13 protein-coding genes, 1 pseudogene and 1 other annotated feature are annotated in these 18,311 nt (G+C 50.4%); of the genes and pseudogenes, 12 read left to right on the top strand and 2 right to left on the bottom strand.

The features are described 5' to 3' along the window. From ABCW45_RS13885 to ABCW45_RS13845, 9 genes and pseudogenes are all read left to right on the top strand, one after another. A pseudogene (locus ABCW45_RS13885) lies at positions 1 to 111 on the top strand (IS982 family transposase); the annotation flags it as partial. A 174-nt stretch (positions 112 to 285) separates the two neighbouring features. Further along, on the top strand, positions 286 to 1,458 hold the full coding sequence (locus tag ABCW45_RS13880) for a PucR family transcriptional regulator (RefSeq protein WP_117484042.1): 1,173 nt from the start codon (positions 286 to 288) through the stop codon (positions 1,456 to 1,458). A 268-nt stretch (positions 1,459 to 1,726) separates the two neighbouring features. Further along, positions 1,727 to 2,944: a hydantoinase/carbamoylase family amidase gene (locus ABCW45_RS13875; protein ID WP_117484043.1), complete on the top strand. Its 1,218-nt coding sequence runs from the start codon at positions 1,727 to 1,729 to the stop codon at positions 2,942 to 2,944. Between the two features lie 176 nt (positions 2,945 to 3,120). Continuing rightward, positions 3,121 to 3,726, top strand: a complete 606-nt coding sequence (gene thrH, locus ABCW45_RS13870; RefSeq protein WP_117484044.1) for a bifunctional phosphoserine phosphatase/homoserine phosphotransferase ThrH — start codon at positions 3,121 to 3,123, stop codon at positions 3,724 to 3,726. A 241-nt stretch (positions 3,727 to 3,967) separates the two neighbouring features. Continuing rightward, positions 3,968 to 4,636, top strand: a complete 669-nt coding sequence (locus ABCW45_RS13865; protein WP_117484045.1) for a FadR/GntR family transcriptional regulator — start codon at positions 3,968 to 3,970, stop codon at positions 4,634 to 4,636. 415 nt (positions 4,637 to 5,051) lie between these two features. After that, entirely contained in the window at positions 5,052 to 6,488 is a 1,437-nt protein-coding gene (locus ABCW45_RS13860) for an FAD-binding oxidoreductase (RefSeq protein ID WP_117484046.1), read from the top strand. Between the two features lie 208 nt (positions 6,489 to 6,696). Beyond that, the gene (locus ABCW45_RS13855) at positions 6,697 to 7,833 is read left to right on the top strand and encodes an acyl-CoA dehydrogenase family protein (RefSeq protein ID WP_117484047.1); all 1,137 of its coding nucleotides are present in this window, start codon (positions 6,697 to 6,699) and stop codon (positions 7,831 to 7,833) included. Between the two features lie 137 nt (positions 7,834 to 7,970). Further along, on the top strand, positions 7,971 to 8,747 hold the full coding sequence (locus tag ABCW45_RS13850; RefSeq protein WP_117484048.1) for an electron transfer flavoprotein subunit beta/FixA family protein: 777 nt from the start codon (positions 7,971 to 7,973) through the stop codon (positions 8,745 to 8,747). A gap of 84 nt (positions 8,748 to 8,831) precedes the next feature. Beyond that, complete coding sequence (locus ABCW45_RS13845) at positions 8,832 to 9,800, top strand: electron transfer flavoprotein subunit alpha/FixB family protein (RefSeq protein ID WP_117484049.1); 969 nt, start codon at positions 8,832 to 8,834, stop codon at positions 9,798 to 9,800. Between the two features lie 378 nt (positions 9,801 to 10,178). Here the strand turns inward: ABCW45_RS13845 and ABCW45_RS13840 are convergent, their stop codons facing one another. Beyond that, positions 10,179 to 12,872: a transglycosylase domain-containing protein gene (locus tag ABCW45_RS13840; RefSeq protein WP_117484050.1), complete on the bottom strand. Its 2,694-nt coding sequence runs from the start codon at positions 12,870 to 12,872 to the stop codon at positions 10,179 to 10,181. A 303-nt stretch (positions 12,873 to 13,175) separates the two neighbouring features. Here ABCW45_RS13840 and ABCW45_RS13835 point away from each other — a divergent pair, with 303 nt between their 5' ends. The 3 genes from ABCW45_RS13835 to ABCW45_RS13825 all read left to right on the top strand — a co-directional run bounded on the left by ABCW45_RS13835 (position 13,176) and on the right by ABCW45_RS13825 (position 16,744). Continuing rightward, the gene (locus ABCW45_RS13835; protein ID WP_117484051.1) at positions 13,176 to 13,829 is read left to right on the top strand and encodes a YigZ family protein; all 654 of its coding nucleotides are present in this window, start codon (positions 13,176 to 13,178) and stop codon (positions 13,827 to 13,829) included. Between the two features lie 347 nt (positions 13,830 to 14,176). Further along, on the top strand, positions 14,177 to 16,018 hold the full coding sequence (typA, locus tag ABCW45_RS13830) for a translational GTPase TypA (protein ID WP_117484052.1): 1,842 nt from the start codon (positions 14,177 to 14,179) through the stop codon (positions 16,016 to 16,018). Positions 16,019 to 16,267: 249 nt separating this feature from the next. Further along, a complete protein-coding gene (locus tag ABCW45_RS13825) occupies positions 16,268 to 16,744 on the top strand; it encodes a 2-thiouracil desulfurase family protein (RefSeq protein WP_117484053.1) in 477 nt (158 codons plus the stop codon). A gap of 295 nt (positions 16,745 to 17,039) precedes the next feature. Here ABCW45_RS13825 and ABCW45_RS13820 read toward each other — a convergent pair whose 3' ends face one another. Continuing rightward, on the bottom strand, positions 17,040 to 17,504 hold the full coding sequence (locus tag ABCW45_RS13820; RefSeq protein WP_117469810.1) for a methylglyoxal synthase: 465 nt from the start codon (positions 17,502 to 17,504) through the stop codon (positions 17,040 to 17,042). A 415-nt stretch (positions 17,505 to 17,919) separates the two neighbouring features. Then, positions 17,920 to 18,147, top strand: a binding site (T-box leader). Positions 18,148 to 18,311 lie beyond the last annotated feature (164 nt).

Here is an 18,311-nt window from a genome sequence, read left to right as displayed (position 1 = left end):
TTATGCACCCGTTTGGTTAATAAAGTATTGGCATACAACCTCTGCATTGCATTAAACAGTATTTTCGGTGAAACCTGCGAACTTGGAAAAATCAAAGAACTGATATTCTAAAAAATTTGTTTATCAAAAAAACAGGGATTCTTTGCGGTTTTTACAAGTTTTTAAACGTTTTATTTGAAATAGCACAATAGGTTAAGTTATGATTTCCGCTTAGGAGATAACGTAATTAACAATTGTTCCTTGAATGGAAAAGTGTAATGATTTGTAAAGGAGATAGGGACTTTTGTGGCAAAGGTAAGTGATGTCCTGAAGCTCTCGGTTATGCGGGGTGTCCGCGTGGTGGCGGGGGAAGAGGGACTTTTTAGGAAAGTGGAGCATGTGACGGTGATGGAGGTCCCGGAGATCAAGAGGTGGCTCAAGGGAAATGATTTTCTGATCACGAGTTTTTATTCGGTGCGGAAGAGTGAGGAGGATCAGTGTGCCTTGATCCGGGATCTGGCGGATACGTGCTGTTGTATTGCGGTGAAGACGGGGCAGTATGTGGAGACTGTCGCGGAGAGTGTGAAGAGAGCGGCGGATGAGGTGGGACTGCCGGTTTTGGAGATTCCGGGGGAGCTGGCTTATATTGATATTATTGTGAATGTGATGAATCTGATCTTTGAGGAGGAGGGAAACTCGGAGATTCTGGAGAAGTATGTGAAGGATATTCTTTACGAGAATTACAGTGATGAGATCCTGATGGAGGAACGGGGACGGCTTTTTGGGATGGACGTGGAGCATGACTGGTTTTCGGCGGTGGTGATCAATTTCAGAAAGCGGTATGTGCCGGATGAGCAGGATTGGAAGGGGATCAGGTTTCTGGGGCGGACTTTGTTGGAGAGGATGAGAGAGACTGCTGGGATCAGGGAGCGTGTGATGGTTCCGTTGGAGAAGGGGTATCTGATTCTGACTGAGGGAGAGGATGAGTGCAGGCTTCGGGAGACGCTTGTGGATTTTTTTGAAGAGGAGAGAATATGTTCTCTGTGGAATGCGGGAACGGATAAGTTTGTCTGTTCTGTCGGTCCGGTCCGGACTGGACTCGCCGGGATTCGCGATACATACAGTGATGCGTTTAAGGCAATTAGGGTCATGAGAAAGCTTCAGCCTGAGAATTGTGTCTGCGTATATGAAAAGGTTGAGATGTACTGTGTGTTGCAGGATCTTTTTTCAGCGGGGAAAAGGGATGTATTTGAGAGGATTTTGGCACCGGTGGAGAGTCGGGAGTTTTTAGAGACTCTGTGGACGTATTTTATGTGTTCGGGGAGTCTGGATGAGACGGCTGGGGTGCTGCATACGCATAGGAATACGGTGAAGTATCGGCTGGGGAGGATTCAGGCGGTTACGGGGTTGGATATTAAAAGGCCGGAGGATGGTTTTAAGTTGTATATGGGAGTTTTGGCTTGGCGGATGAAGGAGTGACGAGGGGTACGCGGGGGTGAGGCTTCAGGCGCATCCGTGCCCGAAGCCTCACCCCCGCTGTGTACTGGCATGCCAGGGAGACTGTTTTTGTCCGTACGTACAAAAAGGCGCGTTTCAGTTTGGCTGGGAGAACATATAATTCTGAGTTCTTATGGATTATAATGGTATTGTCAGAATTATTTCTTGTTGCGAAATAGAGATAAAGTAAATATGCAATGAAGATGAGATAGATCGGAAAATACTTAGGGGAACTCAGGAGGTACTGGTTATGGAGCGTCGGATCGAGGATGTTCAGTATTGTGAAAGGTTATTTCAGAGTTTTTATGATATCGGAAGTACGTCGCAGGGCGGCGTGACGCGGCTGGGGTATTCGGAAACGGAGGACGCGATGCATGAGGTCTTTAAGGGGCTTGGAAGGGAGCTCGGGGCTTCTGTGATTACGGACGAGGTTGGGAATACTTATGTGACGAATACAGACGAGGACGGGTATACGCTGATCGGGTCGCATCTGGATTCTGTGATCGAGGGTGGACGGTATGATGGTGTGGCTGGCGTGATGGCCGGGCTTATGGTGATGCGCTGGGCGAAGGAGGATGGAATCAGGATCCCGCTTCGGGTCGGGGCGTTCCGGTGTGAGGAGTCCAGTAATTTTGGGTGCTGTACGATCGGTAGTGGACTGATTACACATGAGGTCTATAAGCAGGATATCGGACATCTGATGTCGAAGGACGGGGAGTCTTTGGAGAGTATTTTTGAGCACCGGGGGTTGACGCTTCATCCGAAGAAGATATCGGGACTTCGGAGATATCTGGAGTTACATATTGAGCAGGGAAAGGTGCTTGAGGAATGTAAGACGCAGGTCGGTATTGTCGGGACGATCGCGGGGCCGGTGAGGTACCGGGTGTATCTTCGTGGTATGGCAGAGCATTCTGGCGCTACGCCGATGGATATGAGGAGTGACGCGCTCTGTGCGGCTGCGGAGATCATTCTGGAGATGGAGAAGATCGGAAAGTGGGAATCTGCGTACGAGTCGGTGGCGACGGTGGGCGTGGTTCAGAACCATCCGAATGTTCTGAACGTCATACCGGGACGGGTGGAGCTTGGTGTGGACATGCGTGGCATTGATCAGGACAGTCTGGACCGTATGGAGCGGGCGTTTAAGGCCGCGGTGCGGGAGAGCTGCAAGAAGCGCGGCGTTGAGTATGTGGCGGAGAAAATCAACAGCATTCCTCCGATCAGTATGAGTGAGTCAGTGGAAGACGGTCTGGAGCAGGCGGCGAAGCGGCTTGGAATCTCCAGCCGGAGAATGCCGAGCGGTGCGGGGCATGATGCCATGTCTTTTGCGGAGATTTGTGATTCCGGTATGGTATTTATTCCGTGCCGGGGCGGTGTATCACACAATCCGTCGGAGCATGCGGAGATTACGAGTATCTGTGATGGGGCGCGGGTGATGTATGAGTATTTAAAGGGAGAGACGGCGAAATAATCGGCGGGAATATTTTTTTGAAAAGACTATAAATTTAATGATATGCTGTCTGGCTGGGAGATTCAGCGGGCAGCATATTTTTATGGGCGGGTAAAGCGGTTATAGATTTTTCTAGATGATAATGTTATAATATTTTCATTATGACAATAAAGCACGGGAATGAGGAGAAAACAGCTATGTATATCACATGCCTTGACTTAGAGGGAGTTTTAGTGCCGGAGATCTGGATCGCGTTTGCGGAGGCCAGCGGGATCCCGGAGCTTAAGAGGACGACGAGGGACGAGCCGGATTATGATAAGCTGATGCGCTGGAGAATCGGGATCCTGAAGGAACATGGACTGGGGCTGAAGGAGATCCAGGAGACCATCGAGAAGATCGATCCGCTTCCGGGCGCGAAGGAGTTCCTGGATAAGCTTCGTGAGCTTGGACAGGTCATCATTATCAGTGATACGTTTACGCAGTTTGCGAAGCCCCTGATGAAGAAGCTTGGCTGGCCGACGATCTTCTGCAATTCCCTGAAGGTCGCTCCGGACGGGGAGATCACGGGATTTAAGATGCGGATCGAGAAGTCCAAGTATACGACGGTGAAGGCACTTCAGTCCATCGGCTTTGAGACGATCGCCAGCGGGGACAGCTACAATGATCTCGGAATGATAGAGGCGAGCAAGGCGGGATTCCTGTTCCGCAGCACGGAGCAGATCAAGAAAGATCATCCGGAAATCACAGCGTTCGAGACGTATGATGAGCTCTTTGAGGCGATCAAAAAGGCGATGGAAGAATAGCAGGAATCTTATGGAAAAGATTCCGCACAAAAAAGACATTTAAGAACACAGCCGGACTGCAGTTTGTTATGGATGCGGAGATGGAACGTCAGCTCTGTTTCAAGGGGCAGCGGCTGTGCTTTTCTATTTGAATGAATGTACGGTCTGCTGAGAGATGCTGGATCTGTTTGAACGGTGTATTAGTCTAACAGGGTAGAAAGTACAGGAGTTCTGGTTAAAAGAAAGGACTGCTGAATCAAAAATGGAGAAATCCTACGAGAAAGTCATTGAATATGTAAAACATGGAATCGGAAGCGGGGAGATCCAGGCGGGTGAGAAGCTTCTCCCGGAGCGGGAACTTGCCCAGAAGCTGGAGATCAGCCGGAATTCCGCGAGAGAGGGACTCCGGATCCTGGAAAACATGGGAGTTCTGGAGAGCCAGCAAGGTGCGGGAAACTATGTCTCCGGAAATTTTGACGAGATTCTGGCGGAGATGTTGTCGTTCATGTATATTTTAAAGAAGATCGACGTGGATAAGATCACGGAATTCCGTTCTACCCTGGAGTGGGGGGCCATTGAGACAGGGGTGAAACAGGCGACGGAGGAGCAGCGCCAGAAGATGATGTCCTATCTCGACAATTTGGAGCGGGCGGAGACGGAGGAGGAGCGTGTCCGCTGGGATAAGGCGATCCACTACCTTCTCATCGAGGCATCCGGAAACTTCTGTATGCTGGCAAACTATAAGGCCCTCAACAAGATCATGGACGAGTATATCCCGAAGATGCGTGGAAAGATCATCGAGGGCATGCACAGCGAGCAGTTCTTAAGCCGCGCCCACAGGACACTGGCAGAAGGTTTCGCGGAGGGAAATATCGAGAAGGCGAGAGAGGGACTGAAGCTGCATTTCCACTATATTTACCAGTACTTATAAAAATTATGGCAGAGTTCCGACTGATTATTTCGATAAGCCAGTGCTTTGAGAGTCAGGGAAAAGAGCGGGAACCATGACTATGATATAATTCTAACAATCCTGACAAAAATCAGACAATCTGTGCGAAATTTGCGCAAAGAAAAACAAAAAGTCTTGACAAAAATCCGGGACAGCGATATCCTTGTATTGGAAAAAATACACTGCTTATTGATAGCAGTTATTTTTTAGAACGAATTGGTTCTACCAATAAAGAGAAAACAATCAACATTGTGCGCAATAAACAAACAAATGTGCATGGTGTTTAAAATATATCATAATTGGTACTACCAATATAAAAGAGAATCAATTGCATTACACAAAACCGCACATGTGTCATATGGGTGGCGGCAATATATGAGAAGAGGAGAAAGCAAACATGGCAAAGAAGTATAATGAGGTAACGCCTGAGATCCTGGAACAGTTCAAAGCGATCGTTCCGGGAAAAGTATACGCAGGCGAAGAGATCAACAGTGACTATTTCCACGACGAGATGCCGATCTACGGAAAGGGCGCGCCGGAGGTCGTGATCGAGGCGACAACCACAGAGGACATCGCGGCTATCGTGAAGGTCTGTTATGAGAACTCCCTCCCGGTGATCCCGAGAGGAGCAGGAACCGGTCTTACCGGCGCGGCAGTAGCTGTAGATGGCGGGGTCATGATCGACATGAGCAAGATGAATAAGATCCTTGGCTATGATCTCGAGAACTTCGTAGTCCGCGTGGAGCCGGGCGTTCTGTTAAATGACCTCGCTGAGGATGCACAGAAGCAGGGTCTCTTATATCCGCCGGATCCGGGTGAAAAGTTTGCGACTCTCGGCGGAAATGTTTCCACGAACGCGGGCGGCATGCGCGCCGTCAAATATGGATGCACAAGAGATTATGTGCGCGCCATGACCGTTGTCCTTCCGACCGGTGAGATCGTAAAGCTGGGCGCTACCGTCTCAAAAACAAGCACCGGCTACAGCCTGTTAAACTTAATGATCGGTTCCGAGGGAACCTTAGGTATCATCACAGAGCTCACCTTAAAGCTCATCCCGGCACCGAAAGAGACCATCAGCCTGATCATCCCGTATGAGAACCTGGAAGACTGTATTGCGACGGTTCCGAAATTCTTCATGAACCACTTCCAGCCGCAGGCACTGGAATTCATGGAGAAAGAGATCGTTCTCGCTTCCGAGCGCTACCTTGGAAAGAGCGTATTCCCGAAGCAGGTCGAGGGTGTTGACATCGGCGCTTACCTTCTTGTGACATTCGACGGCGACAACATGGAACAGTTGGAGGAGCTCACAGAGCAGGCGGCTGAGGTTGTTCTCGACGCGGGCGCTGTGGATGTTCTCGTTGCTGATACCCCGGCGAAGAAGAAAGACGCATGGGCAGCGAGAAGCTCCTTCCTTGAGGCCATCGAGGCGGAGACAAAGCTTCTCGATGAGTGCGACGTCGTCGTTCCGGTCAACCAGATCGCGAAATACCTGACATACGTCAAGGGAGCGTCCGAGAAATATGACTTCGAGGTCAAGAGCTTCGGACATGCGGGTGACGGTAACTTACATATCTATACATGCGCGAACGACATGGATGAGGAGACATTCAAGAAACAGGTTTCCGAGTTCATGGCAGACATCTACAGGAAGGCAGCAGAGCTGGGCGGTCTGATCTCAGGTGAGCACGGAATCGGCTTTGGAAAGAAAGGCTATCTTGCAGAGTTCGCAGGTCCGGTGAACATGCGCCTGATGCGCGGCATCAAGGAGACCTTCGACCCGAAGATGATCTTAAACCCGGGCAAGATCTGCTATGATCCGAAGGAAGAGGCGTAAAGTATTCTGTTTAGCCCCGGCAGCAGTTCTTTTCCTCCCCGTGAGACGGCTGCCGTACACCAATATATTTATTGACACTGTCTGCCGGCCGGCAATCTCCCCCGTGAACCGGCCGGCGCAAATAAAAAAGAAAGGAAAGCTGCTGTCCGGCAAGCCCGCATATTTTCCAGGGCGGCCGCAGAAAACATAGCAGCAAAGGAATTTCATTATGGCATACTTAATTTCTGAAGAGGCGCAGGATCTCCTGCAGGACGTTAAAAATTTCTGTGACAAAGAAGTTGCAGAGCAGTGCAAGGAATACGATGTTTCCGGCGAATGGCCGAAGGCAATTTATGATAAAGCGGTCGAGCAGGGCTATCAGGCTCTCGAGGTTCCGGAAGAGTTCGGCGGCCCGGGCCTTTCCCGTGTGGATGTAGCTGCCCTTATCGAGCAGATGGCAATCGCGGACGCAGGCTTCGCCACAACGATCTCCGCCAGCGGTCTCGGCATGAAGCCGGTTCTCATCGCGGGCACCGACGAGCAGAAGCAGCATGTCTGCGACCTGATCCTCGACGGAGGCTTTGGGGCATTCTGTCTGACAGAGCCGGGCGCAGGCTCCGATGCCAGCGCAGGCAAGACCACAGCGGTGAAAGACGGAGATGAGTATGTATTAAACGGCAGAAAATGCTTCATCACGAACGGCGGTGTCGCTTCCTTCTACTGCGTGACAGCCATGACCGATAAATCCAAAGGGGTAAAGGGAATCTCCATGTTCCTGGTAGATGCCGGAACTCCGGGTCTCTCCACAGGACATGAGGAAAACAAGATGGGTATCCGTACCTCCAATACCTGTGACGTTGTATTCGAGGACTGCAGAATTCCGGCAGCGAACCTCATCGGAGAGGAAGGAAAGGGCTTCGGAATCGCCATGAAGACTCTCGACCAGGCCCGCGCATGGATGGGCTGCGTTGCCACAGGTATCGCCCAGAGAGGCATCAACGAGGCAGTCGCATACGGCAAGGAGAGGATCCAGTTCGGCAAACCGATCATCAAGAACCAGGCATTACAGTTCAAGGTAGCCGACATGGAGATCAAGACAGAGACGGCCCGTCAGATGGTTGCCCATGCTTTAACAAAGATGGATATGGGACTTCCGTACACGAAGGAATCCGCTATCGCGAAATGCTATGCGTCCGATATCGCAATGGAGGTTGCTTCTGAGGCGATCCAGATGTTCGGCGGTTACGGCTACAGCAGAGAGTACCCGGTCGAGAAGCTTCTTAGAGATGCGAAGATCTTCCAGATCTTTGAGGGAACCAATGAGGTACAGAGAATTGTTGTGGCAAACAACGTGATAGGAAAGTAAAAGCAATTTGCGCGTAAAGGCAAATGAATGGCGGAGAAACGGCTGTGAAAGCCGCAAAATTTCGAGATATTACACCGGTCCGGCAGTATCCGTGAAGAACTGGTTCTGTCGGAACCGGACGAATTTTGGAGGAAAACATGGAAATTTTAGTATGTGTAAAACAGGTTCCGGACGATTCCGTTGAGATCTCCCTGGATCCGAAGACAGGGGCACCGGCTCTTGACGGTGTGACACCGGTAGTAAACGCATTTGATACATATGCGCTGGAGATGGCGGTCCGCTTAAAAGAGGCGGCAGGAGGAGAGGTGACCGTTCTTTCCATCGGCGATGAGAGCGTAAAAAACTCCTTAAAGAACTGCCTGGCAGTGGGCGCCGACTACGCGTACCTTGCGGTAAATGACGCTTACCAGAGCGCTGATCCGGAGATCATCGCAAAGGAACTGAAGGCTGCGAAGGAAGCCATCGAGGAGAAGGCAGGAAAGAAATTTGACATCGTGTTCTGCGGCAAAGAGACCACAGATTTCGCTTCCGGACAGGTGGGAACGATCCTGGCGAAGGAGCTTTCCGCTCCGGTAACAGCAGATGTCGTTGATATCACAGCAGGAGAGGGAAAAGTGACAGTAAAGCAGGAGACGGAGGAAGGTTACTGCATGATCGAGTCAGGGCTTCCGTGCGTTGTGGCTGTCAATAAGCCGGAGTATGACCCGCGTTATCCGACGATCAAGAGCAAGATGGCAGCGAGAAAGAAACCGATCGAGGAGCTCGCCGCAGAAGAGGCAGGAACTGCACAGGTCGAGGTCCTCAGGGTCTACGCACCGGCAAAGAGAGCCGCAGGTGTGAAGATCAAGGCAGAAGATCCGGCGGAGGCGGTAAGCCAGGCGCTCGCCATGATGAGCGAAGCAAAAGCAATCTGATGAATGCTGGATCGGCAGAACCGGCTTTGGCCCGCACAAAACGTGAATGTCAGCCGGAATTAAGCATGGAAGGAAATTGAGACGATGAAATATACAGATGGAAAGAATATCATGGTCTACGCCCAGAGCGCAGACGGTGCACCGGTCGGTGCAGCACTTGAGACAGTCAGCAAGGCCGCAGAGCTTGCAAAGGCAAACGGCGAGGAAGTGATCGCTGTTGTATTTGGAAAGGACACTGATACAAAGACTGTGATCACAGCAGGAGCTTCCAAGGTCCTCGTGGCAGGTGAGGAAGGACTTCCGGCTGAGGAGAAGGCACAGATCCTCGTAAAACTTGCGGAGAAATATCAGCCGAAGGCAGTCTATATGGCAGGAACCCCGGAGGGAAAGATGATCGCCCCGGCAGTCTCCGCAGTCTTTGGGTCCGGCTGTGTGACAGATGTGACAGGGATCACTGCAGACGGCGTTTACACATCCCTTTCTTACAATGGAAATGTACTGAATGACATGAAGATGGGAGAGAACCTTCCGCATGTTGCGACCGTACGTTCCGGTTCTTTCGCAAAAAAATTAGACGAGAGCAGAACCGGCGAAGTCATCGCTGAGGACGCCTCCGCAGACACAGTCCGCACAAAGGTCGTTGAGACAGTAAAAGAGATCGCAGAGACCGTCAACCTCGAGGAAGCACAGATCATCGTATCCGGCGGAAGAGGAATGGGCAGCAAGGAGAATTTTGCCCTTGTGGAAGAGCTCGCGGAGGTCATGGGAGGCGTTGTGGGAGCCACCAGACCTGCAATCGAGGAAGGCTGGGTATCGAGAGCCCACCAGGTCGGGCAGTCCGGCAAGATCGTCGCTCCGAAGCTCTACATCGCATGTGGAATCTCCGGCGCCACCCAGCATGTATCCGGCATGATCGGTTCCGGCTATATCGTAGCCATCAATAAGGATGAGGATGCGTCCATCTTTGATGTGGCAGATGCGGGAATCGTCGGGGATGTCACAAAGATCCTTCCGGTGATGATCGAAGAGATGAAGAAAAGAAAAGCGGAATAAAGGTCGTATTTACAAAAGCCATGATGTAAATAGAGAGAGTCCCCCGGTATTAAAGCTGGGGGATTTTTCAGCAGTATAACTTTCTGAGCGGTGCTTTGCAGCTTACTACTATTTGCGAATCAACAGAGAATTTTATCGACTATAAATTCGCCGCAGGCAGTGTCTGGAATCTTATAAAATTCGTAACTGTTCAGTACCTTCACAGTTACATGCAAAAATCCATTCCAAATCGGCTACGCCGATGGGATTTTTGCCTTTTAGCCTAGGTTTTCTTACGGTCAGCGCAGCAAGTGCGCAGACCTACTGAACAGTTACTAAAATTCTATAACAATACGCCAGATAGAACTCAATCTATCCGGCGTATTGCTTTACTTAGGATTAATTATATCCAGGTCCCACAGGAATATATACCTGGTCAAGCGGCGATTTCGGCGCTGCTTTTGTGGTCTCCGGAACGGTTTCCGGAACAGTCTCGACCTTTGTGGAACCCATGTTCTCAGTGTCTTCTTCGCTCGGAAGAACAACGGAGGTCGAGCTGTGGATCGTGCAGGTTCCCGGAGAACGGTATTTAGAATCATCCGTTCCGCCGGATTCGCCGTCCGGAATCACCATGAAGGTCCTTGTAGTCTTCGCAGGGCAGTATTCCGTTGCAAGTCCGCCGGACTCGCTGCACACGGTCAGCTGTACATGATGGTCGCAGACCTCTGTTGGAACAGTTCCCTTTGCAAAGTACTCGGTGTAAACGGCGTTTCCTCTTGGATCATTCTCGCAGACACCGGGGATCGCAAGCTTTCCGGATTTCCGGCAGATCTGGGCGGTTGTGACGGAGGACGGAACCGGGAAACCGGTGTCCGCAAGCCCCTCATGGATCTTTGTCATGATCGCTTTCCAGATCTTCTTGTGGTAGGAAGTACTGCTTCCGATGGCTGAGATCTTCTGGTTATCGTCACATCCGGACCAGATTCCCGCCGTGTAGTACGGGGTAAATCCGACAAACCAGATATCGTTATTGTTTGTTGTGGTACCGGACTTACCGGCGTTGGACATTCCCGGAATATTTGCCACGGCACTTGTGGAGTTCAAGCTGACTCCGGAGGACGCGAACATGCGGCTGCTTTCCATGGACTGGGACATCGCGTCCGTGAGAAGGAATGCGGTGGAGTCCTTAAGTACACGCTTTGTCTCCGGCGCATTTTCCAGAAGCACTTTTCCGTTGTGGTCCAGGATCTGGGTGAAGAACACTGGTTTCGTGTAGATACCGCCGTTTGCGATGGCCGCAAAGGCATTGGTGAGCTCCAGGTTTGAAACGCCCTTTGTGATACCGCCGAGAGCGGTGGAAGCGTTGTAGTCCGTATCTGTTAAGGAAGTGATCCCTAAGTTTCTCGCGTATTCCACGCCGAGCTGCGGTGTCACAGTCTCGATCATGCAGCGGACGGCAACAATGTTCATGGAGTAGACGATACCGTCACGGATCGTGCTGTAGCCCATGTAGCCCTTGCTGCTGTACCAGTTCCGGAACGTCTTTGTGCCCATGGTGTACGGGCCGTCGTAGTAGACACTTCCCAGGGTAGCGCCGCAGGTATCGATCGCCGGGGCGAAGGATGTGATGACCTTGAAGGTGGAACCAGGCTGGCGCAGGGTGTTTGTGGCACGGTTTAAGGAACGGCTGACCTCTTTCTGGCCGCGGCCGCCGCTGAGCGCCTTCACATAGCCGCTGGACTGGTCGATGAGGACGAAGGACGCCTGAGGCTGAAGTACATAGTGGACAGATTCGCCGAGAACCGTATCCCCGTCTTTTGTCACTGCAGCTTTGTATTTCGCGATGGCCTTATCCGCCTTCTCCTTTGAGGAGAAGAGACCGTCGAAGTTTGTCTCGCCGAGTTCCTTGCGGAAATATGTTTTTAATGTCTCATCGGAATAGTTCGTTGTTGTCTGGTCCGGATGCTGGATCGACAGACGGTAGTCGATCGAGTAGTAGACAACGTCGTAATTTTCCGGTCTGCTGATCTCTTCATCCACCACGGACTGGATATCCGGATCCTGGGTGGTGTGGATCTCAAGACCGCCGGAGAAGAGGAGATTGTAGGCCTGCGTCTCCGTGTAGCCTTTCTTGTCCTGCAGGGCTTTTAATACCTGATCGATCAGCTCGTCGGTAAAGTAGGAGTACGGCGTCTGGGTCTCTTTTGTGACGATATCCACGTTTTTGATCCGGGAGTAAACGTCATCGGCAAGAGCCTCCTCCTGCTCTTCCTTCGTGATCTTTCCCTGCTCGTACATGTACTGGAGGATCACGCGGCGCTTTTCTTCGTTGCGTTTTCTTCCGTTCTCGGAGAGCGGGTTGAATCTCGACGGGTTCTGGGTGATTCCGGCGATGACGGTCGCTTCGGAGAGTGTAAGGTCCGAAACATCCTTATCAAAGTAACGGAGAGCCGCCGCCTTTACGCCCAGAGTGTTGTTTCCGAGGTTGATGGTATTTAAGTAGTTTTTGAGGATGATCTTTTTATCCATGATCTTCTCTAACTGGATCGCCAGATACTGCTCCTGGATCTTTCGCTCAAGCTTCTCCCCGAAGGTGTCCTCATTGCCGCCTTCAAAGATATTGTTTTTAATGAGCTGCTGGGTCAGGGTACTTCCGCCGCCGGCACTGGAGTCACCGGTAATGATTCCGACGGCCGCACGGACCATGGAACGGACATCAACGCCTTTGTGGGACCAGAACCTGGAATCCTCAATCGCGACGAAAGCGTCGATCAGGCACTGGGGAAGTTCCTCGTAGGATGCCTCAAGACGGTTCGCTCCTGATTTTACGAGCGTTTCCGTGAGGTTTCCCTTACTGTCATAGACCATGGTGGCATAACCGCTTGGCTCGATGCTCGCTACATCGATCTCCGGGGCTGCGTCGATAACGCCCTTGAAGATTCCGTAGCCGAAGCTGATTCCAAGCACCGCTGCAAACAGAACCAGGATCAGGATGATCTTTGTGAGAAGAAGCACCAGATGTGAGGTGATCTTCTGTGATCTGGAATTTGTCTTGCGGAGTGTCTTTTCCACCTCGTTTTTTCCATAATTCATTCAGGATGCCTCCTTTATCATTCCCTAATTATAGCAAAGTTTCATTCATTTATAAATAGTTATTGTGGAAAAGTTTGGTTTGTATTATGATATTTTTGACCGCAAAGTGGGAAAATATGAAGGAAAAATTACATTTTGTGGTCGGAATCGTCAAAGACATGACAAAAATATGAATGACAGGGATATCTTTCCGCAATGCGGAATTATGAGGGTTGCCTGTCCGGTTCTGCCCGGAAACCGGAAATAACGGAAAAATATACGGGACGGACAGCAGGTTTGGACGGGATATGAAGGAGAGGAGATATGGCTCTTGACAGCGTGAAAATTTTATACAAAGGCGGCACAGCGGAGATCGAAGTGAAGAAATCCCGCTTTATCGCGAACCTGAAATCGGTGGAGTCCGAGGAGGAGGCAGCGGCGTTTATCGCCGAGATCAAAAAGAAATACTGGGACGCCCGCCACAACTGCCAGGCCTTTACCATCGGCATGAACCACGAGCTCACAAGATGCAGCGATGATGGGGAACCGGCCCAGACGGCGGGACGGCCGATGCTTGACGTGCTTTTAGGCGAGGATGTCCACAACGTCTGTGTCGTCGTGACGAGATATTTCGGCGGGACCCTGCTTGGAACAGGCGGTCTTGTGCGGGCTTATTCCGGCGCTGTGAAGGAGGGACTTGCGGCTTCCGAGATCGTTGAGAAGAAGCGCGCCTTTGAGATGAAGATCGTGACGGACTACACAGGTGTCGGAAAGATCCAGTACATTTTGGGACAGGAAAATATGACGGTGTTGGACAGCGTGTACACGGATAAGGTGGAGTTTTCCGTTCTCGTCCCGGTGGCAGAGTACGATGGCCTGGAAAAGAAGATCACCGAGGGGACAAGCGGCGGCGCGAAGATCGGGAAGGGCGATGAGGTGTGGTACGGCACACTTAATAAGGAAGTGATTCTGTTTTAACTGCCGGCCGGGGCATCAGTCTGCACATACAGAAGTTATGTCTTGAAGGGGATATCAGGCTGATCCTTGAATGCCGCAGCAAGCCAGTATAAACGGGGGTTCTGACATTTCGAATGGGTGAGAGAAAACTAACTGCCGATTGGATAGAAAAAAACACACAGAAAAGGCAGATCTGCCCCGAATTTTGAAAGATTATATATTGCATTTTGATTTCATGAATGCTATAATTTTGAGTCGGTAATGCAAAAATTAGGAAATGTAGTGTATACAATGTAAGATGACTGTGCAAAACGGGTCGGGAAATGATCGGTGAGAGGACAGTTATAGATGAAGAAAGAGGATTGATTATGAAGATCAAACGCGAAGATATCAGAAATATTGCGATCATCGCCCACGTTGACCACGGTAAAACGACCCTGGTAGACCAGTTATTAAAGCAGAGCGGCGTATTCCGTGCAAACCAGGAAGTAGAAGAGCGTGTCATGGACTCCAATGACATCGAGAGAGAAAGAGGAATTACAATCCTTTCCAAGAATACAGCCGTATTCTACAAGGGTGTGAAGATCAACATCATCGACACCCCAGGTCATGCGGACTTTGGCGGCGAGGTTGAGCGTGTCCTTAAGATGGTAGACGGTGTTGTCCTTGTTGTCGACGCATTCGAGGGACCGATGCCGCAGACGAAGTTCGTTCTCCAGAAAGCACTTGACCTTGACTTAAGAGTTATCGTCTGCATCAACAAGATCGACCGCCCGGAGGCAAGACCGGAAGCAGTGATCGACGAGACTCTTGAATTATTCATGGATCTCGACGCATCTGATGAGCAGCTTGACTGCCCGTTCGTTTACGCGTCTGCCCGTGCAGGCTTCGCAAAGAAAGAATTAGATGATCCTGAAGTGGATATGAGCCCGTTATTCGAGACCATTATCAACTATATCCCGGAGCCGGAAGGTGATCCGGAGGCTGAGACCCAGGTCCTTATCAGCACCATCGACTACAACGAGTTCGTAGGCCGTATCGGTATCGGTAAGATCGACAGCGGTTCCTTAAAGTTAAATCAGGACTGCGTGATCGTAAACCATCATGATCCGGACAAGATGAAGAAGGTTAAGATCGGTAAGCTCTATGTATTCGACGGCTTAAAGAGAGTCGAAGTACAGAACGCGACCATCGGTGAGATCGTAGCGATCTCCGGTATCCCGGATATCCATATCGGTGATACCCTCTGCTCCCCGGAGAAGCCGGAGGCGATTCCGTTCCAGAAGATCTCCGAGCCGACGATCTCCATGAACTTCATGGTAAATGACAGTCCGCTGGCAGGTCAGGAAGGTAAGTTCATTACTTCCCGTCACCTCCGCGACCGTCTGTTCCGTGAGTTAAACACGGATGTCAGCCTTCGTGTAGAAGAGACAGAGTCCGCAGACTGCTTCAAGGTATCCGGCCGTGGTGAGCTTCATCTGTCCGTCCTGATCGAGAACATGCGCCGTGAGGGCTTTGAGTTCGCTGTCAGCAAGGCAGAGGTTATCTACAAATACGACGAGAGAAACAGAAAGTTAGAGCCGATGGAGCTCGCTTACGTTGATGTTCCGGATGAGTTTACCGGAGCTGTCATCCAGAAGCTTACAAGCAGAAAGGGTGAACTTCAGGGGATGAGTCCGACAAACGGCGGTTACACAAGACTTGAGTTCTCCATCCCGTCCAGAGGTCTCATCGGTTACCGCGGTGAGTTCATGACAGATACAAAGGGTAACGGTATCCTGAACACAAGCTTTGACGGATACGCTCCGTTCAAGGGTGAGTTAAGCTACAGAAAGACAGGCTCCCTGATCGCGTTCGAGGCCGGTGAGTCCATCACCTATGGTCTGTTCAACGCCCAGGAGAGAGGTACCCTGTTCATCGGACCGGGCGTAAAGGTTTACTCCGGTATGATCGTCGGACAGAGCCCGAAGGCGGAGGATATCGAGATCAACGTCTGCAAGACAAAGAAGTTAACAAATACACGTTCCTCCAGCGCCGACGAGGCATTAAAGCTTGTTCCGCCGAAGATTATGAGCCTGGAGCAGTGTCTGGATTTCATCGATACGGACGAGCTTCTTGAGATCACACCGACAAGCCTTCGTATCAGAAAGAAGATCCTTGATCCGACCCTCAGAAAGAGAGCAATGATCAGCAAGAAGAGCCAGATGTAATCATTGATCACCATCTGCGCGGAAACCTACGAAGATAGGATCACGAAGACGCAGCGTGATCTTATGAAAAGATAGAAAGAAAGCAGGACCGCTTCCGCATGAAAAAGTGTGGGACGATCCTGCTTTTATCATACAGCCGGATTGAGAGAAATAAGAAACCTGTGTGATGATTCCTGCCATTTGAGCAACAGAATGTGTTGATGCAGGAGCCTGGAACTCTGTCCGGCGTGCATTGAAAGAGGGAGAATTATGCTTCAGATATTGATCAGTGCCTGTCTCATCGGCGAAAACTGCAAGTGGGACGGCTCGAACAACCGCAATCAGGATGTGCTCGATTTTATGAAAAAAATGGAAGGAAAGGCAAAGTTCCATCTGGTCTGCCCGGAACAGGCGGGCGGACTTCCGACCCCGCGGGCAGCCTCCGAGATCCATATGCCGGACGAGGCGGTCATGAACACGGAAGGCGAGGACGTCACGGCAGAATTCCTCCTCGGCGCCGACTTCGCGCTCCGGGAGGCGAAAAAATATGACTGCACCATCGCGATTTTAAAAGAAAGAAGCCCGTCATGCGGCTCAAACGGCATCTATGACGGAACCTTTTCCCATAAACTCCGCGAGGGAATGGGAAAGACTGCGGCCCTGCTTGCCGGGTATGGACTGAAAGTGTACGGGGAGAGCCGGCTGAAAGAACTGGAAGCAGTGATCAACAGCGGAGAGCTCACTTGATGGTTTAGAGGTTTAAAAATAAGAAAAATATAGGTAACTGTTCAGTAGGTCTGCGCACTTGCTGCGCTGACCGTAAGAAAACCTAGGCTAAAAGGCAAAAATCCCATCGGCGTAGCCGATTTGGAATGGATTTTTGCATGTAACTGTGAAGGTACTGAACAGTTACAAATATAGAATTATTTCTTAGATCTGTGTATATTTAAATACTGGCAAGCAAGAAAAGCAGAAGAACATCCACATTGAATGTTTTTCTGCTTTTTCTGATATCTGTGCCGCCTGGTTGAAATCAATAATCTTACAGCGTCTTCGCCCTGTCCGCGATCGCCTCATGGAAATTAATGACCCGGTGGTCATATGTCTCGTTCATAAGCGGGGAGGAGATCATGAAATCTGCCGTTGCCTTATTATTTGCGATCGGGATGTCGTAGACCTGGGCGATACGAAGAAGCGCCTTCACGTCCGGATCGTGGGGCTGGGCAGTCAGGGGATCGGAGAAGAAAACAACGAAGTCGATGCGCCCCTCCACGATCTTCGCGCCGATCTGCTGGTCACCGCCGAGAGGACCGCTGTTATAGCCCTTTACCGGGAGACCGGTGGCTTCGGTGATCATTCTCGCGGTAGTTCCTGTGCCGCACAGGAAATGTCCCTTTAAGATCTCTTTATTTGCCTCGCACCATTCGATCATCTCATGCTTCTTACTGTCATGGGCGATCAGAGCGATGTTTTTCTGTTTACCGATGGTCAGTGTCAGAAAATCCATAGAAATTCCTCCTTTTTGACAGGTGTTGTCTCGAAAAGACCTGCATATTGCGAATGCGAATGGATGAAATAAAAGATAATATGCAGATAATTTGCTGCCACAAGGTGATAATGCCATAAAACGGGAATTGTGTCAAGAAATGCGGGCAATGTTTCGAAATAAATTCACAGATATAAACGGAAAATTAATAAGGAAGGTTAAAAGTTACTGTACACGGGTAGGAATTTTCTGAACTGAAAATTCCGTACAGTACAGTGGTGGTAGTGGATTTTGCCGATTTGGAATGCGAAGCATCGGCAAAATCAGTTACTGTTTGCGCAAGGCGTAAACAGTAACGGTTAAAACATGGATCCCATTCCGACAGACTGCCCGCCACTTGACAAATATTACGGATTGTGCTACCATCGTCAATGTGTAAAACGCAATGACAGAGACAGTACAAGGAAATTCCGGTATGACAGAGAGAAGGTTCACCGGCTGAAAGACCTTCCGAAGGAAACTTTTGTAAATTCACTCTTGAGCAGCCTGTGCGAAAGAAATTCCAGTAGTGCAGGACGGGAAGTCCCGTTACAGACGTTAGAGTGCCGCATATAAATCATGCGGAATCTGGGTGGTACCACGGAGAGTCAGCTTCGTCCCATAGCGCGGGACGGGGCTTTTTTCATGTTAACAGCTCAGCCATGCGATGATTTTTCCTGAGAAAGGTGCTGCAAGCTCGCTTGCATAAGCCTTTTTCAGAAAAAATCATCATACGGGGAACGCCCCGTGCTTCTTGTTTTCGTGAAAGAGAAAACAAGAAGATATGGC

Origin of the sequence: Pilosibacter fragilis, assembly GCF_032490495.1 — a bacterium.
Taxonomy (GTDB): domain Bacteria; phylum Bacillota; class Clostridia; order Lachnospirales; family Lachnospiraceae; genus Pilosibacter; species Pilosibacter fragilis.
This window is presented reverse-complemented; position numbering and strand designations above follow the sequence as displayed.